The sequence below is a fragment of the Phytopseudomonas straminea genome (assembly GCF_900112645.1).
Taxonomy (GTDB): domain Bacteria; phylum Pseudomonadota; class Gammaproteobacteria; order Pseudomonadales; family Pseudomonadaceae; genus Aquipseudomonas; species Aquipseudomonas straminea.
This window is the reverse complement of sequence record NZ_FOMO01000001.1, coordinates 791,633-811,283: the sequence shown is the minus strand read 5'-3', so window position 1 is coordinate 811,283 and position 19,651 is coordinate 791,633. Positions and strand designations below refer to the sequence as shown.

The following is a 19,651-nucleotide window of genomic DNA, read 5'->3' as shown; positions in this document are numbered from 1 at the left end:
GTCTCGCTTTGACTGGGTGCTGAAAAAACAAAAGGCTTGCCGCGGCAAGCCTTTGTTGGAGGCCCGATCAGGCCTGCTGGCGGTGCTGCTTTTCCAGCTTCTTCTTGATGCGGTCGCGCTTGAGCGTGGACAGGTAGTCGACGAAAAGCTTGCCGTTGAGGTGGTCGCACTCGTGCTGGATGCACACGGCGAGCAGGCCCTCGGCGATCATCTCGAACGGCTTGCCGTCGCGATCCAGGGCGTTGATCTTCACTTTCTGCGGGCGGTCTACGTTCTCGTAGAAACCGGGTACCGACAGGCAGCCTTCCTGGTACTGGTCCATCTCGTCGGTCAGCGACTCGAACTCGGGGTTGATGAAGACCAGCGGCTCGCTCTTGTCTTCGGACAGATCCATCACCACCACGCGCTTGTGCACATTCACCTGGGTGGCGGCGAGGCCGATCCCGGGGGCGTCGTACATGGTTTCGAACATGTCGTCGATCAGCTGACGCAGGGCGTCATCGACCACGTCCACCGGCTTGGCGATGGTGCGCAGGCGCGGATCGGGAAATTCGAGAATGTTTAAAATCGCCATAATGCGTTTGTGATGCACTTGTGGAATAAATTCAAAATCCGCTGCTAAGATGACGCAAGCATTCAAAAAACGGCGTCAAGCCGCGGATTTACTGGGCTCTGTCGCAGCGCTAGGGCGCTTCACGCGAAGGCACATCATAAAGGGATTCACCGCATGAGGAAATCACTACTCGCCCTGCTGCTGGTTGGCGCGAGCAGCCTGGCGCAGACCGGGCTCGCCCTGGCCGATGTGCAGCTCAAGGAAGGTCATCCCGACCGCTACACGGTCGTGAAGGGCGACACCCTCTGGGATATCTCGGGCAAGTTCCTCAGCCAGCCCTGGAAGTGGCCGGAAATCTGGCACGCCAATCCCCAGGTGCAGAACCCTCATCTGATTTATCCCGGTGATGTGCTCAGCCTCGTCTATATCGACGGCAAGCCGCGCCTGGTGCTGGGTCGCGGTGATTCGCGCGGCACCATCAAGCTGTCGCCGAAGGTACGCAGCACGCCTATGGCTGAAGCCATTCCGACCATTCCGTTGGAGGCGATCAACAGCTTCCTGCTCAAGAATCGCATCGTCGACTCGCCGGAGCAGTTCCAGAGTGCGCCTTATATCGTTGCTGGCAACGCCGAGCGGGTGGTCAGTGGCGCGGGCGACCGCGTTTACGCCCGCGGTAGCTTCGACCCGACCGCGCCGGTGTACGGCATCTTCCGCCAGGGCAAGACCTACACCGACCCTGAGACCAAGGAATTTCTCGGCATCAACGCCGATGACATCGGCGGTGGCGAAATCGTTGCCGAAGAAGACAAGATCGGCACCCTCAACCTGACCCGCACCACCCAGGAAGTGCGCAACGGTGACCGCCTGTTCCCCACCGAGGAGCGCGCGATCAATTCGACCTTCATGCCCAGCGAGCCGAAGAGCGAGATCAAGGGCCTGATCCTCGACGTGCCGCGTGGTGTGAGCCAGATCGGCCAGTTCGACGTGGTCACCCTGAGCAAGGGCGCCCGCGACGGTCTCGAGGTCGGCAATGTGCTGGCCGTCTACAAGACCGGCGAAACCGTACGCGACCGGGTTACCGGCGAGTCGGTGAAGATTCCTGACGAGCGCGCTGGCCTGCTGATGGTCTTCCGCACCTATGAGAAACTCAGCTACGGCATGATCCTCAACGCCTCCCGGCAGTTGGCGGTGATGGACAAGGTACGCAATCCGTAACACCTGCAAGCTCCGCCCATGCGGGGCTTGTGCTATTCGATAAGGCTCACGATCAAGGATGATCCGCCATGTCGATATCCCATTCCCCCGCCGAACTCGAAGCCCGTCTGCGCCTGCATTGCTTGCCGGAGTTGGGGCCTAAACGCTTCCGTAAATTGCTCAGCGCTTTCGATAGCGCTTCGGCCGCCCTCAGCGCGCCGGCCAGCGCCTGGCGCTCGCTCGGCTTGCCGCTGGCCTGCAGCGACGCGCGGCGTAGCCCCGAAATCCGTGAGCGTGCACGCCTGGCGCTGGACTGGTTGCAGGTGCCCGGCCAGCACCTGGTGATGTGGGACGAGCCGCGTTATCCCGCCTTGCTGGCCGAGATTCCCGACGCGCCGCCGCTGCTGTTTGTGGCCGGTGACCCGATGCTTCTGGAGCAGCCGCAATTGGCCATGGTCGGCAGTCGCCGGGCCTCCAGACCGGGGTTGGACACCGCCCACAGCTTTGCCCGCAGCCTGGCGCGTGGTGGCTTCGTGATTACCAGCGGGTTGGCCCTCGGTATCGACGGGGCCGCCCATCAAGGCGCGCTGGATGCCGATGGGCACACCGTGGCGGTACTCGGTACTGGGTTGCAGTGCCTGTACCCGGCACGGCACAAGCGTCTGGCCCAGGACATCATCGAGCGCGGCGGGGCGCTGGTCTCCGAGCTGCCGCTGGATAGCCCGCCCCAGGCCGCAAACTTTCCCCGGCGTAATCGAATCATTTCGGGTTTGTCGTTAGGCGTGCTGGTGGTCGAAGCCAGCCCGTCCAGTGGTTCGCTGATCACCGCGCGCCTGGCTGCCGAGCAGGGCCGCGAGGTGTACGCGATTCCCGGCTCCATCCATCACCCGGGAGCCAAGGGCTGCCATCAGATGATCCGCGAAGGCGCCACCCTGGTGGAAAGCATCGAGCATATTCTCGAAGCGCTGCGCGGTTGGCAGCAGACATCGGCTGCCGAGCAGGCTGGCGCTACGCCGTCGGCTACTGTGCATCCTTTGTTGGACTTGTTGTACGCCGCGCCCCACAGCAGCGAAGCCCTGGCCCACGCCGCCGGCTGGGCACTACCCGAGGTGCTGGCGGCGCTGACCGAGCTGGAGCTGGACGGCCTAGTCGCCTGCGAGGCCGGGCTATGGGTAGGGCGCAAGCCGTAATACACTGCGCCGATGGTTCTTCGGCGGAGGCAGCGAATGGTCACCAGTTGGCAGGTTCAGCAGGCAGCGCGGGTGGTCCGCGCCGGTGGCGTGATCGCCTACCCGACCGAGGCGGTTTGGGGGCTGGGATGCGACCCATGGGACGAGATGGCCGTGGATCGTTTGCTGGCTCTCAAGGAGCGGCCCGTTCACAAGGGCCTGATCCTGGTCGCTGACACCATCCGTCAGTTCGACTTCCTGCTCGAAGACCTGCCCGAACGCTGGCAGGACCGTCTGGCCAGCACCTGGCCCGGGCCCAATACCTGGCTGGTGCCGCATCAGGATCTTCTACCGCCCTGGATTACCGGCGAGCACGACAGCGTGGCGCTGCGGGTCAGTGATCATCCGCGGGTGCGTGAGCTTTGTGCGTTGACGGGGCCGTTGGTGTCGACCTCGGCCAATCCCGCCGGCCGCCCGGCGGCGCGCTCACGGTTGCGGGTCGAGCAGTATTTTCCTCGGCAGCTGGATGCGGTGCTGGGTGGCGCACTGGGCGGGCGGCGTCATCCGAGCGTGATACGTGATCTGGTGACCGGCGACGTGCGCCGACCGGCTTGATACGCAGAAGCGGACATCCAGCGATCTCGTAGGAGGGGCCGGGCGGCGCTCCGCTTCAGCCCGGAGCTTTATCAAGGCAAATAAAGAGCTCGGGGCTGAAGCCCCTCCCACAAGTATTCCGTTTTTTATCGTTCCCACGCTCAGCGTAGCAACGCACTGGCAAGACGCTCTGCGTCCTTTGATTGCGCTGTGCAGCCGTCAATCGTGGCGCGGAGCGCCACAGGCTGAGTGCCCACGCAGAGCGTGGGCACTATCCTTACGGCACCAGAATCGTCGACCCCGTGGTCTTGCGGTCACTGAGCAGGGTCTGGGCGGTGGCAGCTTCGCTGAGTGGGTAGCGACCGGTGATTTCCACGTCGAGTTTGCCCTTGGCGATCATGCCGAACAGCTCGTCGGCCATTTTCTGCAGGTTTTCCGGGGTGTTGGCGTAGCCCGCCAGGGTCGGGCGGGTGACGTACAGCGAGCCCTTTTGGGACAGGACGCCGAGGTTGACGCCGGTGACCGCGCCCGAGGCGTTGCCGAAGCTGACCATAAGGCCGCGCGGTGCCACGCAGTCCAGCGAGGTTTCCCAGGTGTCCTTTCCGACGCCGTCGTAGACCACCGGGCATTTCTTGCCGTCGGTCAGTTCCAGCACGCGCTGGGCGACGTTCTCGTGGCTGTAGTCGATGGTCGCCCAGGCGCCTTTCTGCTTGGCGTACTCGGCCTTTTTTGCCGAGCTGACGGTGCCGATCAGCTTGACGCCCAGGGCCTTGGCCCACTGGCAGGCGAAGGAGCCGACACCACCGGCGGCGGCATGGAACAGGATAATGTCGCCGCTCTTCAGGTCGGCGGTCTGGCGCAGTAGGTACTGCACGGTCAGGCCCTTGAGCATCACCGCGGCGGCCTGCTCGAAACTGATGGCGTCGGGCAGCTTGACCAGTTTTTCCGCCGGCAGCACGTGCAGCTCGCTGTAGCCGCCCAGCGGGCCGGTGGCGTAGGCCACGCGGTCACCGACCTGCAGGCCCTTGACCTCGGAGCCAATGGCGTCGACGAAGCCGGCGCCTTCGGTGCCCAGGCTGGAGGGCAGCGAAGGCGGCGCGTACAGGCCGCTGCGGAAGTAGGTGTCGATGAAGTTGAGGCCGATGGCCTGGTTGTGCACACGCACCTCGTGCGGGCCGGGAGCGGCGGGTTGGTAGTCGACGTATTCGAGTACCTCGGGGCCACCGTGGCGGCTGAACTGGATGCGTTTGGCCATCGTCTTGCTCCTGCTTGAAGAGTGAGTGCAATAGACCCCGAGTTCCCCACGGGGTTGAAGCGATTTTGCTCAGCGGCTGAACGTCGCACCTCTGGTTGACCGGCGTCAACTGCGGAGCGCGGATGGCCGGTGCTATGCTAGCTGCCGATTTCAGCTGTCGCTCGCCACACAAGGTGCCCCCGTGAGTAATCAAGCCGAGGCCGTGAAGGCCTACCTGCTCGACCTGCAAGACCGTATCTGCGCCGCCCTGCAAAACGAGGATGGCCAGGCCAGCTTCGTCGAAGACGCCTGGCAACGGCCGGGTGGCGGTGGCGGACGTACGCGGGTGATCGGCGACGGCGCGGTGATCGAAAAGGGCGGCGTCAATTTCTCCCACGTGTTCGGCGACAACCTGCCGCCGTCGGCCAGCGCCCATCGCCCCGAGTTGGCCGGTCGCGGCTTCCAGGCCCTGGGGGTATCGCTGGTCATCCACCCGCACAGCCCGTACGTGCCCACGTCCCACGCCAACGTGCGCTTCTTCAGCGCCGAGAAGGAAGGCGAGGAGCCGGTGTGGTGGTTCGGTGGCGGCTTCGACCTGACCCCTTACTATGGCAACGAAGAGGACTGCGTGCACTGGCACCGTGTTGCCGAGCAGGCCTGTGCGCCGTTCGGTGCCGACGTCTACCCGCGCTACAAGGCCTGGTGCGACCGCTACTTTCACCTCAAGCACCGCGGCGAGCCGCGTGGTATCGGAGGCCTGTTCTTCGATGATCTGAACGAATGGGGTTTCGACACCTGCTTCGCCTTCATCCGCGCCATCGGCGACGCCTATATCGACGCTTACCTGCCCATCGTGCAACGCCGCAAGGCCACGCCCTACACGCCGGCGCAACGCGAATTCCAGGAGTATCGCCGTGGCCGCTACGTGGAATTCAACCTGGTGTTCGACCGCGGCACGCTGTTCGGCCTGCAGTCGGGCGGGCGCACCGAGTCGATCCTCATGTCGTTGCCGCCGCAGGTGCGTTGGGGCTATGACTGGAAGCCGGAACCGGGCAGCGAGGAAGCGCGCCTGACCGAGTACTTCCTGACCGACCGCGACTGGCTCGGCCTGCAGCAGGCTTGAAGCGCGCCGCTAAAAGCTGCAGGCTTGCCGCTTTTGGCTTTTACCGGCGGAAACTTCAATGGATCGCTACGGTGTATTCGGCAACCCCATCGGCCACAGCAAGTCGCCGCTGATCCACCGGCTGTTCGCCGAGCAGACCGGCCAGCCGCTCAGCTACGAGGCGCTGCTGGCGCCGCTGGAGAATTTCGAGGGCTATGCCCGCGCGTTCTTCGTTCAGGGCCTGGGCGGCAACGTCACGGTGCCGTTCAAGGAGCAGGCATTTGCCTTGGCCGACAGCCTGACCGAGCGCGCCCGCCGCGCCGGTGCGGTCAATACCCTGAAGAAGCTCGACGACGGCAGCCTGCTCGGTGACAACACCGACGGCGCCGGCCTGGTGCGCGACCTGACCGTGAACGCCGGTATCGAGCTGCGCGGCAAGCGCATCCTGCTGCTCGGCGCCGGTGGCGCGGTGCGCGGCATTCTCGAACCCTTCCTGGCGCAGCAGCCGCGAACCCTGGTGATCGCCAACCGCACGGTGGAAAAGGCCGAGCAACTGGCCCGCCAGTTCGCCGATCTCGGCCCGGTGGTGGCCAGCGGCTTCGACTGGATCGACGCGCCGGTGGACCTGATCGTCAACGGCACCTCGGCCAGCCTGGCCGGCGAGCTGCCGCCGATCTCCGCCAGCCTGATCCAGCCCGGCCATACCTGTTGCTACGACATGATGTACGGCGCCGGCCCCACGGCGTTCAATCGCTGGGCCGCGGAGCAGGGCGCCGCGCGTACCCTGGATGGCCTCGGCATGCTGGTCGAGCAGGCCGTGGAAGCCTTCCACCTGTGGCGCGGCGTGCGCCCGGACAGCGCCCCGGTGCTCGCCGAGTTGCGCCGGCAACTGGCGGCCGGCTGATCCCGGTCGCGCGCCTGTGCCGAAATCGGCAACGCCGTGGGGCAAAGCGATCAAGCCAGTGGGCGGCCGCGGCGCCAGTGTATAAGGTCGGCATATGCCGCTGACCGCCTACCTGCCCAAGGAGCCCACGATGATTCGACTGACCCTGGACGAAGCCCGCACGCTATCGCTGTCCATCCTGCGCCATGCCGGTTTCAGCGAGGCCCAGGCCCAGGCGGTGACCGCCACCGTGGTGGCCGGTGAGCGCGATGGCTGTGCGTCCCATGGCTTGTACCGGGTGCTGGGCTGCGTCAGTTCGCTGAAGGCCGGCAAGGTTGTCGCCGATGCCGAGCCGGAGGTGATCGACCAGGCGCCGTCGATCGTGCGCGTCGATGCCCGCGGTGGCTTCTCGCAACTGGCCTTCCAGGCCGGGCTGCCAGTGCTGGCCGACAAGGCCAGGACCAATGGCATCGCCGCCTTGGCGATCAACCGCTGCGTGCATTTCTCCGCGCTGTGGGTGGAGATCGAACAGCTCACCGAGCTCGGTCTCGTCGCCCTGGCCTGCAACCCCAGTCACGCCTGGGTCGCGCCGGCGGGCGGCAGCAAGCCGATCTTCGGCACCAACCCCATCGCGTTCGGCTGGCCGCGTGCCGGCAAGCACCCGTTCATCTTCGACTTCGCCACCAGCGCCATCGCCCGTGGTGACATCGAGCTGCACCGCCGCGCCGGCAAGCCGATTCCCGAAGGCTGGGGCATCGATGCCAGCGGCCAGCCCAGCACCAGTGCCGAAGCGGTGATGAACGGCGCCATGCTGACCTTCGGCGGCCACAAGGGCTCGGCGCTGGCGGCTATGGTGGAGCTGATCGCCGGGCCGCTGATCGGCGACCTGACCAGTGCCGAGTCGCTGGCCTACGACGCTGGCAGCAAGTCGTCGCCTTACCATGGCGAGCTGATCATCGCCCTCGATCCGCAGCGCTTTCTCGGCGCTGCGGCCGACGCGCACCTGGCCCGGGCCGAGGCACTGTTCGATGGTATCGAAGGGCAGGGCGCGCGACTGCCATCGCAGCGCCGCTACGATGCTCGCGCCGGCAGCCTCGCCGATGGCGTGCAGATTCCCCAGGCGCTCTACGACGATCTCAACGCACTGCTCAATTGATGCTGTAGCCGCGCCCGCTCAGGCAGGCGCCCAGGGCGCGCCGGTAAGTGTCGCTGGCGTTGACCGGCGGCGCGCTGTACGCAGTGGCCGGGTCGAAGCCGCTCTGGCTGACCGCCCAGCTGTGGCACTCGTAGCGGTCGCGCGCCTGCAGGTCGGCGTTCTGGCCACGGGCCGGGTAGGCGATCACGTCGTAGTTGGCGGTAGGCGCCGCGCGGATCACCGGCGGCGCCTCGACCACGATGTACTGGCGGCGGTCGGCGTTCCACATGTAGTAGGTGCCGGCCGCGACGAAGTACAGCGCACTGCCTATCCACAGCTCGCGAGCATGGTCCGGCAGGCCGTGACCATGCCGGGGGCCGGGGCCGCCCCAACCTGGTCCCGGGCCGCCGCGCCAGCCAGGGCCGCCACCCGGTCCGCCTGGACCTCCGGGGCCGGCCAATGCATTGACGGAAAGCGAGAGCAGCAGGGCAGCAACCGCGAGGCGAGGGAGTCGGGCGTTCATCATGGGCTCCGGAGAAGACGATGACCCCGCAGGGAGCGGGGCAGCGTCGATTATCCAGAGGTCTGTGCAAGGCGCTGTCAGGGCGATGTAAAGGTGATGTAAAGGCCTGAGGCTACGGCTGTGGGTAACTGCGTGGCGTGTACACCCACTCGCCGCCGTCGCCACGGGGCAAGCGCCGGGTCTGGCTGGAGCCGACGATCACCAGGGTACGCATGTCGACCATCTCCGGCGACAGCTCGCCAAGGCTGATCACCCGCAGTGCTTCGGCAGGGCGGCCGATATCGCGGCCCAGTACCACCACGGTGTCTGGCTTGCGATGGGTGCGGACGATTTCCAGGGCGCGACCGAGCTGCCAGGGGCGCGCCTTGGAGATCGGGTTGTAGAAGGCCATGGCCAGGTCGGCGGCGCCGGCGTGGTCGAGACGGCTCTCGATCACCGTCCAGGGTTTGAGGTTATCCGACAGGGAGATCAGGCAGAAATCGTGGCCCAGCGGCGCCCCGGCCTTGGCAGCGGTGGCCAGAGCGGCGGAGACGCCGGGCAGCACCTCCAGCTCAACGGCGTGCCAGTCAGCGGGCGCTTCAGCCTCTTCGAGGGCTTCCAGTACCGCCGCCGCCATGGCGAACACGCCGGGGTCGCCTGAGGAAATCACCACCACGCGGCGGCCACTGGCAGCCAGCTCGAAGGCGTGTCGGGCGCGTTGCAGCTCTTCGCGATTGTCACTGCAATGGCGCACCTGATCGTCGCGTAGCGGCTCGGCCATGCGCACGTAGGTTTCGTAACCGAGCAGGTCCTGGGCTTCATCCAGGGCGCGGCGTACGGCGGGTGTCATGTGCTCCGCCGCGCCCGGGCCGAGGCCGATCACGCTCAGGCGGCCACGCGGCCGGCCGATGGTTTGCGCGGCGTCGGGCGATTCGGCCTTCAGCAGCTGCAGGCCGTCTTGCTGCGCGATAGCCGCGGGCAGTGCGCTATGCGGCGTGACAAAGCGCAGCGGCATGCCCAGTTCACTGGCGGCCTGAGCTAGCGCCTTATCGGCCATCAGGGCTGCTGGTGCGAGCAGGGCGGCCAGGGCTTTCTGCGCAAGGCCTGATTGTTCGAACGCCTGGCCGATTCGCGCGGCAAGGTTGTCCGCACTGTCGACCAGAGCGAGCAGCGTGCGTGGATGAATCAGCAGCTCATCCGCCTGAGCCGTGCGCTGCTCTGTGGTGATATGCAGGGTACGCCCTGCATCCTCGGCCATCGGCAGTTTGCTCTGATCCAGCCAGGGTGCATCACCGTCGATGCGCAGCTTTTCCCCGCCGAGCAGGTCGGAAACGAAGCGCTTGCCCTGTTCCAGATCCGCCAGGACGTAACCGCTCGGCGTGTCGAGCAGGCAGGTGCCGAAGCGCAGTTCGCCGCTGGTAGTGATCGCCGCGCTGACCTGCAGGCTTGCCGCGATCTCCCGCGCCATGCGGTTGACGCCACCCAGGCCGCCCAGCAGCGGCACCACGGCGCTGCCGTCTTCGGCCACGGCCAGCACCGGCGGCTCGGCGCCCTTGCTGGCGAGCAGCGGCGCCAGGCTGCGAATGACGATACCGGCGGCGCACAGGGCGATGATCGGCGTGCCACTGCGATACAGGCCGCGCAGGGTGTCGCCGACGTCGTCATAGGGCGCATCGGCTTCGACTCGCCCATTCAGGCCGTGGATAACCGCCTGTGGATAAAGCGCCTGGATGCGCCGCGCGGTGGCCAGCGCGGAGGAACCGAGGATGACGATGGCGGGGGAAGCGGTCATGGGGATTCCAGATTCAATATGCAGGGGAGGGCGCGGCTTAACCGCGCCACTTCTCGCCCGGCACCACGATCATCGAAAAATACGGCGAGGCCATCGGCTCGACTTCATCGAGCGGCACGATGCGCTGGTTGGCCATGGTCGCGCGCTCCACGTAATGGGCGCGGTCATGCAGGCCGAGGTCCTGCAGCACGCGGCGCACCTTCTCGAAGTTGCGTCCCAGCTTCATCACCACGGCGGCTTCGGCGCTACGCAGGCGATCGCGCAGCTCGTCCTCGGGCAGCACGCCGGAGAGCACCGACAGGCTCTGGTTGCGGTACACCAGCGGTACACCGAGCACCGCGGCGCTGCCGAGCATCGAGCACACACCCGGAATCACCTCGGCCTCGTAACGCTCGGCCAGGCGGTCGTGCAGGTACATGTAGGAGCCGTAGAAGAACGGATCGCCCTCGCAGATCACCGCCACGTCACGACCGGCGTCCAGATGCTCGGCGATTTGCAGCGCGCAGGTGTCGTAGAAGTCGCTGATCACGCCTTCGTAGGTCAGTGGCGGCTCGAGTTTTTCGGTGGTCACCGGGTAGACCAGCGGCAGGCGCTGCTGGCTGTCGTCCAGGTGCGCCTCGATGATGCCGAAGGCGTTGCCGCCCTGGCCGATGCTGGCCTTGGCCTTGGCCACGAAATAGCCGACCACCGGCGCAGACTTGAGCAGGCGCAGGGCCTTGAGGGTGATCAGTTCCGGGTCGCCCGGGCCCACGCCCAGGCCGAGCAGGCGGCCTTTGCCGGGGCGGTCCATACCGTTCATCACTCGACCTCCGTGGCCAGGGCGTTGATCGCCGCGGCGGCCATGGCGCTGCCGCCGCGGCGGCCCTGGACTATCACGTAGGGCACGCCGTGCTCGGCGTAGGTGGCGGCGAGCAGGTCCTTGGATTCGGCGGCGCCGACGAAGCCGACCGGGAAGCCGAGGATCAGCGCCGGCTTGGGCGCGCCGGCGGCGAGCATGTCGAGCAGGTAGAACAGCGCGGTCGGCGCATTGCCGATCACCACCACGGAGCCTTCCAGGTGCTCGCGCCAGTGCTCGAGGGCCACCGCCGAGCGGGTATTGCCGAGCTGTTTGGCCAGCTCCGGTACGCCGGTATCGTTGAGGGTGCAGATCACCGGGTTGGCGGCCTGCAGCCGTGCACGGGTGACGCCCTCGGCGACCATGCGCGCATCGCAGAGAATCGCCGCGCCTCCGGCCAGTGCCTCACGCCCGGCTTTGCCGGCACCCGGCGAGAAGCGCAGATCCTGCACCACGTCGACCATGCCGCAGGCGTGGATGACCCGCACCGCTAGCTTCTCCAGATCCGCCGGAATGGCGCTCAGGTCGGCCTCGGCACGGATGATGGCGAAGGAGTTGCGATAGATCTCCTGACCATCGCGGATGTAATCGGTCATCGGGTGAAACTCCGGGTAGCGGTGAGCGAGGCGAGCAAGGCGGCGGCTTCGTCAGGTGTCAGGTGATGGCCCAGCAACTGGCCGAAGCCGCTGCCGAGGGGCTGGCGGGCGAACAGGTCGTAGCGACCTTCGGCCACGGCCAGCAACGTAAAGGGCGCGCGATGGGCGGCAGCGCAGGAGCGGCTGCAGCCCGAGAGGTGAATGCCTGGCTGCTCGCTGCCTGCGGGCAGCCGTTCGGCCAGACGCAGGGCATCGGCCTTGGTGTCGGCCAACCCCTTGGCGCAGCCGCTGGCGCCGGTGCAGGCGATGATGCGAGTCAGCGGCGCGCTGGCATCGGTCAGCAGGCCCAGCGCATGCAGGCTGTGGATAACTGCATCGGCAGCGGCTTCGGGAATATTGGGCAACAGCACGCTCTGCCAGGGCGTCAGGCGCAGGCTGCCGTCGCCGTAGCGGCGGGCGAGTGCTGTCAGGCTGAGCAGCTGTTCGGCCGCCAGTCGGCCAAGGGCAGGGCTGGCGCCGATATGTACGAGACCCGGCTGGTGCTGTTCATGGATGCCGAGATGGGCATTGGCGTGCGCCGGTATCCGGCGCCAATCGTTCATCGGCAGCAGCGCATTGCCCAACCGAGCTTGAAGACGCTGTAGCAGCTCGGCAGGCGCATGGGTTTCCAGCAGATGGCGCATGCGCGTCTGCTCGGGGGCGGCCAGCTCGAGAAACAGGTCGAGCAGGATGATGATCAGCGTATGAGCTTCGGCTTGCGGCACGATAGCCAATGCGGGCGCATCATCTGCCGAAACGGGCGGGCAGCCAGCCAGGCCGAAGGCATAGCCGATCCCGTCATCGAGGGGCAGGGCGCTGAGCCAGATATCGTGGGGGTGTTCGAGCATCGCCAGGCGTTCGCCGCCGTCCAGCAGCAGGGCGAACTTCGGGGACAGGGCATGGAGGCGCGGCGTGTTCTCCAGCGTCGCCAGCAGCTCCGTGGCCAGTGGTGAGATATCCACAAGAGCCTGCGGATCGAGTCCAGCGGCTGGGCTGACCATCAGATTGCGCACGTCATCGGCGCCGGGCGTGCTGGGGCCCAGGCCGGCGTCCAGCAGCTCGCCGATCAGCGCGTCCTCACGTCCTGCGTGGATGCCACGAATCTGCAGATTGCCGCGGTTGGTTGCCTCGATCACCCCGCCGGCATGCTGCTGCGAGGCATGGGCAATGCGTTCGGCCTGCTCGGCTGCGAGGCGGCCGCAGGGCAGCTTGATGCGACAGATGCCACCATCCTTCGCCTGCACGATACGCAGCAACCCCGGGCAGGCCGAGGGGCGAACAGGTGGGGATGATGTGCGAGCAGGCTGTTTCAACGGATCACCAATGTCGGGTCACATGGGCATCCGTTCGAGGATAGGCCAGAGAAGGTTTCGTTTCTCTCACCGGGACACCCCGCCCGGTGTGGGCTCATGCGACTGAATCGGTCGGCAGGTCTCCTGGCTCGCAGGTCATGGCACCTGGCCGGCCTTCCCGGTTTCCCAGTGGCGATTGGCAAGGCGCTCGCTGCAACAGTTGCGGGGGCAGCCACGCTGCAGAACGATCTGCTCGTGTTCCCTCTTAGGCCGCATTGGCTCACATGTAGCCGCTGGGCACCGACAGAGGCGCTATTATGCCCGCTTTGCTCGCCGGGATGAAAAGCCGCGTCGTCGGATCGCGAAGTGGCGTGGCTGAGATGTGATGATGGCAGTCGCTGTAGAGAAGGCCATTGCTACAGATCGTGCGAATGGCCACTTCACCAATCCACTGCTGGCTGCCAATGATGAGGACTGAGAAATGACACCCTGGCTGACCGTCGTGGGCATTGGTGAAGATGGCTACGCCGGCCTCGGCAAGACGGCGCGGCATGCATTGCTGGCGGCCGAGCTGGTGGTCGGCAGCGAGCGCCAGCTGGCGCTTCTGCCCCATTGCATCCGCGCTGTACGGTTGCCCTGGCCGAAGCCGTTTTCCCTGACGCCAGTGCTCGAGCGCCGCGGCACGCCGGTCTGCGTGCTGGCCAGCGGTGACCCGATGTTCTTCGGCGTCGGCGCCAGCCTGGCCCGCGAGCTGGCGCCGGACGAGCTGCGTATCCTGCCAGCGCCATCGTCGATGTCCCTGGCCGCGGCCCGTCTGGGCTGGCCGCTGCAGAGCACCGCCGTCGTATCGCTGGTCGCCCGCCCGTTGGCGGCGTTGCAGGCGCAGATCCACCCCGGCGTGCGCCTGCTGGTGCTGAGCAACGATGGCGACAGCCCGGCCGCTATCGCCGAGTTGCTGCGTGAGCGGGGTTTCGGCGCTAGCCGGCTAAGCGTGTTCGAGCACGTGGGCGGCGAGCACGAACGGCGTATCGACGGGGTGGCCGAAGGCTGGTCCCTCGAGCGCGCCGCGGATCTCAATCTGGTGGCCATCGATTGCCTGCTCGGTGAGGGCGCCCGCTGCCTGCCGCTGACCCCCGGTCTGCCTGATGACGCCTATCGTCACGACGGCCAACTGACCAAGCGTGATGTACGGGCCATTACCCTGTCGCGGCTGGCGCCGTCACCGGGTGAGCTGCTCTGGGATGTCGGTGCCGGCTGCGGTTCCATCGGCATCGAATGGCTGCGCGCCCACCCCAGCTGCCGCGCCATCGCCATCGAGGCGGATGAAGGGCGCCAGGCACATATCGCCCACAACCGTGACGCCCTTGGCGTGCCCAGCCTGCAACTGGTGGCCGGGCGGGCGCCCGAGGCGCTGGGCGGGTTGGCCGCGCCGGATGCGGTCTTCATCGGCGGCGGCGTGACCGTGCCCGGTGTGCTGCAGCACTGCTGGCAGGCACTCAAACCCGGCGGCAGGCTGGTGGCCAATGCCGTGACCTTGCAGAGCGAGGCAGCGCTGATCGCCTTTCGCGGCGAACACGGCGGCGAGCTGACCCGCATCGAGGTGGCGCAGGCCAAGCCGTTGGGCGGCTTCGACACCTGGCGCGGCGCTTTGCCGATCACCCTGCTCGACGTCAGCAAGCCGAGATGAGCCGCATCCTCTTGCTTGGCGGGATCGGTGAAGCGCTGAATCTCGCCCGCCGTCTCGGGCCTGAGCATGTCTACAGCCTCGCCGGGTTGGGCAAGGTGCCCGAGGATCTGGCCTGCCAGGTGCGCGTCGGCGGCTTCGGCGGTGCCGAGGGGCTGGCCGAGTTTATCCACAGGGAAAGCATCACGCTGCTGGTCGACGCCACGCATCCCTATGCCGCGCAGATCAGCCATAACGCGGCACGCGCTGCCCTGCAGGCCGGCGTGCCCTGCTGGGCGCTGCGGCGTGCGGGCTGGACGGCATCGCCGGGTGATGACTGGCGCGAGGTGTTCGACTGGCCCTCGCTGATCGCCGCCCTGGCGCCATTCAGGCGGCCACTGTTCACCCTGGGGCGCGAGCCGCTGGAGCATCTGCACGAGATTCCCGCCCATCAGCACTGGACGATACGTTGCCTGCAAGGCCAGCCGGCGGGCGAGCGGGCCGAGGTGATCGGTGCCCGCGGGCCGTTCAGCCTGGAAGACGAGCGCGCGCTGTTCGCGCGGCTGAACTGCGATGTGCTGGTCAGCAAGAACAGCGGCAGCGCGGCCACCGAGCACAAGCTGCAGGTCGCCCGCGAACGTGGCGTGCCGGTGCTGGTGTTGCAGCGACCGGCGTTGCCGGCGGTGGACCGTGAGTTCGCCGAGCCTGAGGCCCTGTGGCAAGAACTGCAGGTAACCAACCTGTAGCCCGCGGTAGAGCGCAGCGAAACCCGGGGAGCGTTCTCGACGCGTGCACCAATCCAAAGGCCAACCCGGGTATCGCTTCGCTCGACCCAGGCTACGAAACCTGCCCGCGCCAGCGCTGTTAAACTGCCGCACTTTTTGCGGAGCCCGACCATGACTGTCACGCCTTATGCCCAGGTATTGTTCGCCGGCCCCGATCTGCTCGCCGGTTCCTTCGCCGAGCTGTTTCGTGCTCGGCTGGTCGAGCTGCGGGGCGAGACGGCGCTGGCCGATATCGTCGACACCGGCGCGGGCTACGACGGCCTCTGGCATCGCGTGGGCGAGGGCAGCGGCACCTGCCTGGTGATCGACCTGGAGCCACAGAGCAGCAGCCAGCATGTCGACTGGCTGCGCACTGAGCTGGCGGCCAAGACCGATGCACAGCGCATCTTCGTCACCAGCCTGTTCGGCCAGCTCGATGCCGACGCGGCTGGCGTTGCCTGCGCGCTGATCGAACGGACGGAATTGCACCTCGGCTGCGTCGACGTACCGGAACTGCCGGGCAGCCACGCTTGGTCGAAAATTCCCGCCCACCAGTACCGCGTGCTGCTCTGCAACGGCCCGCGCTGCACCCGGCGCGGCGCGTTGCCGCTGTGGAAAAAGCTGCGCGAGCAGGTCAAGGCCGCCGGCAAGCTGGAGTGCGAAGGCGGTGTGCACATCACCCGCACCCAGTGCCAGTTCCCCTGTGATCAGGGCCCGACCCTGACGGTTTATCCACAGGGCCATTGGTATCAGGTGCGCAGCGAGGCGGACGTGGTGCGCCTGGTTGACGAGCAACTGGTCGCTGGCCGCGCGGTGCCCGAGTTGATGATGGCGCGACCCTAGCCCAGGCTCGCGCCGGCGGCATCTTCCCGGCGCGTGCATGTTTCGGGCTAACATGCCGGCACCATAAGAATTCGAGTCATGCATGACCGCCCTGTTTCTGCGTTATCGCACCGTCGCCATCGTGCTGTTGGTCATCTTCGGGCTGGCCGTCAGCCTGTGGCTGGCCAGCCGCTACGCCGAGCAGCGCGCCTGGGAAGATCGCAGCAACGAAGCCCACGGCCAGCTGCAGCTCTACGCGCAATCGATCCAGACCCTGGTCGACCGCTTCCGTTCGGTGCCGCAGCTGCTGTCGATGGACAGCGACATTCAGGCGCTGCTGCAAGCGCCTAACGACCCCACGTTGCGTGACAAGCTCAATCGCCGTTTCGAAATGCTCAACACCGCCGCTGGCGCCAGCGTGCTCTACCTGATCGACCGCAATGGCCATACCCTGGCGGCCAGCAATTGGAACGAGTGGAGCAGTTTCGTCGGCAGCAACTACGGCTTTCGCCCCTATTTCCAGGACGCCCTGCATCGCACCGCCGGCCGCTATTTCGCGGTCGGGGTGACCACCGGTGTGCCCGGCTACTTCCTCTCCCATGCGGTGTACGACGACAACGGCGCGGTGATCGGCGTGCTGGTGGTCAAGCTCGAGCTCGAAGAACTGCAGCGCGAATGGGTCGGCCAGCCCGGTGTGCTGCTGGTCGCCGACAGCTACGGCGTGGTGATTCTCAGCAGCCGGCCGGCCTGGCGTTTCCTGGCGCTGGAGGAACTCGACGAGCTGGATCACGCCGAGCTGGTAGAGGTGCGCAAGTACGCCGAGCGCCCGCTGGAAGTGCTATCCAGCGAGCCCGGCCCATACTTTGAAGGCAATGCCGACTGGATGAACATCGACGGCCCCGATGGTCGGCAGACCTACCTGTGGCAGCGCCAGGAGCTGGCTAGCGAGGCCTGGACGCTGCACCTGCTGATTGAGGAAAGCAGCCTCGGTGACACCGCGCGCAGCTATCGCCTGGCCGCTGCTGGCGTGTGGCTGACCCTGGTGTTCCTGGTGCTGTTTCTGGTTCAACGCCACAAGAACCAGCGCTTGCAGGCGAGCATCCGCGAGAACCTCGAGCGCGAGGTGACCCTGCGCACCGCCGAGCTGCGCGAAGCCCAGGAGGGTCTGGTACATGCGGCGAAAATGGCGGCGCTGGGGCAGATGTCGGCGGCCATGGCCCACGAGATCAACCAGCCGCTGACCGCCATCCAGATCCATCTGGGCAGCCTCGGTCTGCTGCTCGACAACGGCCGCGAAGCCGACGTGCGCGCCGGTCTGACGCGTATCGACGGCCTGCTGCAGCGTATGGCCATTCTCACCGGGCACCTGAAAACTTTTGCCCGCAAGAGCCCGGCCGGGCTCAACGAACGCCTTTTGCTCAGCGATGTACTGGAGCAGGCGCTGTTGCTGCTGGCGCCTCGGCTGCGCAGCGAGCAGGTCGAGCTGCGCCGCGACGTGCTTAGCGAGGCGCGGGTCTCCGGCGATGCGATCCGCCTCGAACAGGTGGTGCTCAATCTGCTCAATAACGCGCTGGACGCCATGGTCGACAGCCCGCAGCGAACCCTCGGCGTTTTGATCGAGCTACAGGGTGACGGCTGCGTGCTGCAGGTCAGCGACACCGGTGGCGGCATTGCCGAGGAACATCTGAGTAGCGTTTTCGAGCCGTTCTTCACCACCAAACCGGTGGGCGAAGGGCTGGGGTTGGGGTTGGCGATTTCCTACGGCATCGTGCGCGATCTGGGCGGGAGCCTGGAAGCGCGCAATGGTCCGGATGGCGCGATCTTCATCCTGCGCCTGCCGTGCGCCGGGTGAGCCTGGCATTTCGTGTAACACCCGTTGGGCGTTGCGCTTGCGCTGCAGGGATACACTGCGCCCTCGAATAAGAAAAAGGAGGTTTCATGGCAGGTCAGGTAATCGTCGTCGACGACGAAGCAGCGATTCGCGAGGCGGCGCAGCAGTGGCTGGAGCTGTCCGGCTTCAGCGTGCAGACCTGCGCCACGGCAACCCAGGCGCTGGCGCTGCTCGACGCCGACTTTCCCGGCGTGCTGATCAGTGATGTGCGCATGCCCGGCACCGATGGCCTGCAACTGCTGGAGCGGGTAGTCGAACTCGACCGCGATCTGCCGGTGATCATGATCACCGGCCACGGCGATGTGCCGATGGCTGTGCAGGCGCTCAAGCAGGGTGCCTATGACTTCATCGAGAAACCCTTCACCCCGGACCGCCTGCTCGACACCGTGCGCCGCGCCCTGGAAAAACGCAGGCTGATCTGCGAGAACCGTGCACTGCGTCAGCAGTTCGCCCTCAAGGATGGCATCGCCGCGCAACTGCTCGGCGTGTCGCGACCCATGGAGCGGCTGCGTCGGCAGATTCTCGATCTGGCCGGCACTTCGGTGAACGTGCTGATCCGCGGTGAGACCGGTTCGGGCAAGGAGCGCGTGGCGCGTTGCCTGCACGATTTCAGCGAGCGCGCCGACAAGCCGTTCGTGGCGCTCAACTGCGCGGCGATTCCCGAGCACCTGTTCGAGAGTGAGCTGTTCGGCCATGAGAGCGGCGCTTTCACCGGCGCCCAGAACAAGCGCGTCGGTCGTATCGAACACGCCCATGGCGGCACGCTGTTTCTCGATGAGGTGGAAAGTCTGCCGCTGGCGCAACAGGTCAAACTGCTGCGCGTGCTGCAGGAAAAGACCCTGGAACGGCTGGGCTCCAACCGCAGCATTCAGGTCGACCTGCGGGTGATCAGCGCGGTGAAGCCGGACCTGCTCGATGAGGTCAAGGCCGGGCGTTTCCGTGAGGATCTGTTCTACCGGCTGAATGTCGCCACGCTGCAGATACCGGCACTGCGCGAGCGGCGCGAGGATATTTCGCTGCTGTTCGAACACTTTGCCGAAGAAGCCGCCCATCGCCACAGCCGCACCCTTGAGCCGCTGACACCTGCCGAACTGGCGGCACTGCTCGGCCACGAATGGCCGGGCAATGTGCGCGAGCTGATCAACGCCGCCGAACGCCATGCCCTGGGGCTTGGCGATAACGATGTGCAGGAAGGCAACCAGTCCCTGGCCGGGCAGATGGAAGCCTTCGAGGCGCAATGCCTGCACAACGCGCTGCTGCGCTGCCGCGGTAGCATTCTGCAGGCGATGGAGCTGCTGCAGTTGCCACGCCGCACCCTCAACGAAAAGATGCAGCGTCATGGCTTGCAGCGCAGTGCCTACCGGCCGGCGGGGAGCAGTGACGAGGATTGAGCCGCGGCTCTGAGGGCGGTCGGAATCGCTGGTGGGCTGAAGCCCACCCTAGGGTTTGCTTCGTCAGCGGAAGAGGCGTCGTAAGAGGTGCTATCCCCAATCTGATGTGGGAGCGGGTGGGGACGCCTAGTCCATGCCCGCGATTTTTCGCGCGCATGGCGCTCCCACAGTTATTCTCTGGTAGTGCGCCTGCAAATCAC

General features: G+C 66.4%; 18 protein-coding genes and 1 riboswitch. Of the genes, 11 read left to right on the top strand and 7 right to left on the bottom strand.

Going from position 1 to position 19,651, the window contains the following annotated elements:
- Nucleotides 1-67: 67 nt before the first annotated feature.
- The gene (def, locus tag BM279_RS03695) at nucleotides 68-574 is read right to left on the bottom strand and encodes a peptide deformylase (RefSeq protein ID WP_013789174.1); all 507 of its coding nucleotides are present in this window, start codon (nucleotides 572-574) and stop codon (nucleotides 68-70) included.
- A 153-nt stretch (nucleotides 575-727) separates the two neighbouring features.
- Here def and BM279_RS03690 point away from each other — a divergent pair, with 153 nt between their 5' ends.
- From BM279_RS03690 to tsaC, 3 genes are all read left to right on the top strand, one after another.
- Nucleotides 728-1,768, top strand: coding sequence for a LysM peptidoglycan-binding domain-containing protein (locus BM279_RS03690; RefSeq protein WP_093501028.1), 1,041 nt, complete (start codon nucleotides 728-730; stop codon nucleotides 1,766-1,768).
- 68 nt (nucleotides 1,769-1,836) lie between these two features.
- Nucleotides 1,837-2,937 carry a DNA-processing protein DprA gene (gene dprA / locus BM279_RS03685; protein ID WP_093501026.1) on the top strand — a complete coding sequence of 367 codons (1,101 nt, stop codon included), beginning with the start codon at nucleotides 1,837-1,839 and terminating at the stop codon, nucleotides 2,935-2,937.
- Nucleotides 2,938-2,973: 36 nt separating this feature from the next.
- Nucleotides 2,974-3,531 (top strand): L-threonylcarbamoyladenylate synthase type 1 TsaC, encoded by a 558-nt coding sequence (gene tsaC, locus BM279_RS03680; RefSeq protein WP_093501024.1) that lies wholly within the window; start codon nucleotides 2,974-2,976, stop codon nucleotides 3,529-3,531.
- A gap of 256 nt (nucleotides 3,532-3,787) precedes the next feature.
- On the opposite strand, the gene BM279_RS03675 is transcribed toward tsaC, so the two are convergent.
- The gene (locus BM279_RS03675) at nucleotides 3,788-4,765 is read right to left on the bottom strand and encodes an NADPH:quinone reductase (protein WP_093501022.1); all 978 of its coding nucleotides are present in this window, start codon (nucleotides 4,763-4,765) and stop codon (nucleotides 3,788-3,790) included.
- Between the two features lie 181 nt (nucleotides 4,766-4,946).
- On the opposite strand from BM279_RS03675, the gene hemF reads away from it, so the two are divergent.
- The 3 genes from hemF to BM279_RS03660 all read left to right on the top strand — a co-directional run bounded on the left by hemF (nucleotide 4,947) and on the right by BM279_RS03660 (nucleotide 7,885).
- Complete coding sequence (hemF, locus tag BM279_RS03670) at nucleotides 4,947-5,867, top strand: oxygen-dependent coproporphyrinogen oxidase (RefSeq protein ID WP_093501020.1); 921 nt, start codon at nucleotides 4,947-4,949, stop codon at nucleotides 5,865-5,867.
- 58 nt (nucleotides 5,868-5,925) lie between these two features.
- Entirely contained in the window at nucleotides 5,926-6,750 is an 825-nt protein-coding gene (gene aroE / locus BM279_RS03665; RefSeq protein WP_093501018.1) for a shikimate dehydrogenase, read from the top strand.
- Nucleotides 6,751-6,880: 130 nt separating this feature from the next.
- Nucleotides 6,881-7,885, top strand: a complete 1,005-nt coding sequence (locus BM279_RS03660; protein WP_093501016.1) for an Ldh family oxidoreductase — start codon at nucleotides 6,881-6,883, stop codon at nucleotides 7,883-7,885.
- On the opposite strand, the gene BM279_RS03655 is transcribed toward BM279_RS03660, so the two are convergent.
- The 5 genes from BM279_RS03655 to cobG all read right to left on the bottom strand — a co-directional run bounded on the left by BM279_RS03655 (nucleotide 7,878) and on the right by cobG (nucleotide 12,941).
- Entirely contained in the window at nucleotides 7,878-8,387 is a 510-nt protein-coding gene (locus BM279_RS03655) for a hypothetical protein (protein ID WP_093501014.1), read from the bottom strand. The genes BM279_RS03660 and BM279_RS03655 overlap by 8 nt on opposite strands.
- 112 nt (nucleotides 8,388-8,499) lie before the next feature.
- Nucleotides 8,500-10,158, bottom strand: coding sequence for a precorrin-3B C(17)-methyltransferase (cobJ, locus tag BM279_RS03650; protein ID WP_093501012.1), 1,659 nt, complete (start codon nucleotides 10,156-10,158; stop codon nucleotides 8,500-8,502).
- Nucleotides 10,159-10,195: 37 nt separating this feature from the next.
- Complete coding sequence (locus tag BM279_RS03645) at nucleotides 10,196-10,948, bottom strand: precorrin-2 C(20)-methyltransferase (RefSeq protein ID WP_093501244.1); 753 nt, start codon at nucleotides 10,946-10,948, stop codon at nucleotides 10,196-10,198.
- 8 nt (nucleotides 10,949-10,956) lie between these two features.
- Nucleotides 10,957-11,589: a precorrin-8X methylmutase gene (locus BM279_RS03640; protein WP_093501010.1), complete on the bottom strand. Its 633-nt coding sequence runs from the start codon at nucleotides 11,587-11,589 to the stop codon at nucleotides 10,957-10,959.
- The gene (gene cobG / locus BM279_RS03635; RefSeq protein ID WP_093501008.1) at nucleotides 11,586-12,941 is read right to left on the bottom strand and encodes a precorrin-3B synthase; all 1,356 of its coding nucleotides are present in this window, start codon (nucleotides 12,939-12,941) and stop codon (nucleotides 11,586-11,588) included. The genes BM279_RS03640 and cobG overlap by 4 nt, the downstream gene beginning before the upstream one ends.
- A gap of 96 nt (nucleotides 12,942-13,037) precedes the next feature.
- Nucleotides 13,038-13,240, bottom strand: a riboswitch (cobalamin riboswitch).
- A 161-nt stretch (nucleotides 13,241-13,401) separates the two neighbouring features.
- Here cobG and cbiE point away from each other — a divergent pair.
- The 5 genes from cbiE (at nucleotide 13,402) to BM279_RS03610 (ending at nucleotide 19,451) form a co-directional block, all read left to right on the top strand.
- On the top strand, nucleotides 13,402-14,607 hold the full coding sequence (gene cbiE / locus BM279_RS03630; RefSeq protein ID WP_093501005.1) for a precorrin-6y C5,15-methyltransferase (decarboxylating) subunit CbiE: 1,206 nt from the start codon (nucleotides 13,402-13,404) through the stop codon (nucleotides 14,605-14,607).
- Nucleotides 14,604-15,329 carry a cobalt-precorrin-6A reductase gene (locus BM279_RS03625; RefSeq protein WP_093501003.1) on the top strand — a complete coding sequence of 242 codons (726 nt, stop codon included), beginning with the start codon at nucleotides 14,604-14,606 and terminating at the stop codon, nucleotides 15,327-15,329. Before cbiE ends, BM279_RS03625 begins: the two co-directional genes overlap by 4 nt.
- A 150-nt stretch (nucleotides 15,330-15,479) precedes the next feature.
- Nucleotides 15,480-16,190: a (2Fe-2S) ferredoxin domain-containing protein gene (locus tag BM279_RS03620; protein ID WP_093501001.1), complete on the top strand. Its 711-nt coding sequence runs from the start codon at nucleotides 15,480-15,482 to the stop codon at nucleotides 16,188-16,190.
- An 82-nt stretch (nucleotides 16,191-16,272) separates the two neighbouring features.
- A complete protein-coding gene (locus tag BM279_RS03615; RefSeq protein ID WP_093500999.1) occupies nucleotides 16,273-18,021 on the top strand; it encodes a sensor histidine kinase in 1,749 nt (582 codons plus the stop codon).
- Between the two features lie 86 nt (nucleotides 18,022-18,107).
- Nucleotides 18,108-19,451, top strand: a complete 1,344-nt coding sequence (locus BM279_RS03610) for a sigma-54-dependent transcriptional regulator (protein WP_093500997.1) — start codon at nucleotides 18,108-18,110, stop codon at nucleotides 19,449-19,451.
- The last annotated feature ends 200 nt before the right edge of the window (nucleotides 19,452-19,651 follow it).

Coding starts and splice junctions, on each gene's coding strand:
- def (WP_013789174.1), bottom strand. CDS start 574: ATGGCGATTTTAAACATTCTCGAATTTCCCGATCCGCGCCTGCGCACC.
- BM279_RS03690 (WP_093501028.1), top strand. CDS start 728: ATGAGGAAATCACTACTCGCCCTGCTGCTGGTTGGCGCGAGCAGCCTG.
- dprA (WP_093501026.1), top strand. CDS start 1,837: ATGTCGATATCCCATTCCCCCGCCGAACTCGAAGCCCGTCTGCGCCTG.
- tsaC (WP_093501024.1), top strand. CDS start 2,974: ATGGTCACCAGTTGGCAGGTTCAGCAGGCAGCGCGGGTGGTCCGCGCC.
- BM279_RS03675 (WP_093501022.1), bottom strand. CDS start 4,765: ATGGCCAAACGCATCCAGTTCAGCCGCCACGGTGGCCCCGAGGTACTC.
- aroE (WP_093501018.1), top strand. CDS start 5,926: ATGGATCGCTACGGTGTATTCGGCAACCCCATCGGCCACAGCAAGTCG.
- BM279_RS03660 (WP_093501016.1), top strand. CDS start 6,881: ATGATTCGACTGACCCTGGACGAAGCCCGCACGCTATCGCTGTCCATC.
- BM279_RS03655 (WP_093501014.1), bottom strand. CDS start 8,387: ATGAACGCCCGACTCCCTCGCCTCGCGGTTGCTGCCCTGCTGCTCTCG.
- cobJ (WP_093501012.1), bottom strand. CDS start 10,158: ATGACCGCTTCCCCCGCCATCGTCATCCTCGGTTCCTCCGCGCTGGCC.
- BM279_RS03645 (WP_093501244.1), bottom strand. CDS start 10,948: ATGGACCGCCCCGGCAAAGGCCGCCTGCTCGGCCTGGGCGTGGGCCCG.
- BM279_RS03640 (WP_093501010.1), bottom strand. CDS start 11,589: ATGACCGATTACATCCGCGATGGTCAGGAGATCTATCGCAACTCCTTC.
- cbiE (WP_093501005.1), top strand. CDS start 13,402: ATGACACCCTGGCTGACCGTCGTGGGCATTGGTGAAGATGGCTACGCC.
- BM279_RS03625 (WP_093501003.1), top strand. CDS start 14,604: ATGAGCCGCATCCTCTTGCTTGGCGGGATCGGTGAAGCGCTGAATCTC.
- BM279_RS03620 (WP_093501001.1), top strand. CDS start 15,480: ATGACTGTCACGCCTTATGCCCAGGTATTGTTCGCCGGCCCCGATCTG.
- BM279_RS03615 (WP_093500999.1), top strand. CDS start 16,273: ATGACCGCCCTGTTTCTGCGTTATCGCACCGTCGCCATCGTGCTGTTG.
- BM279_RS03610 (WP_093500997.1), top strand. CDS start 18,108: ATGGCAGGTCAGGTAATCGTCGTCGACGACGAAGCAGCGATTCGCGAG.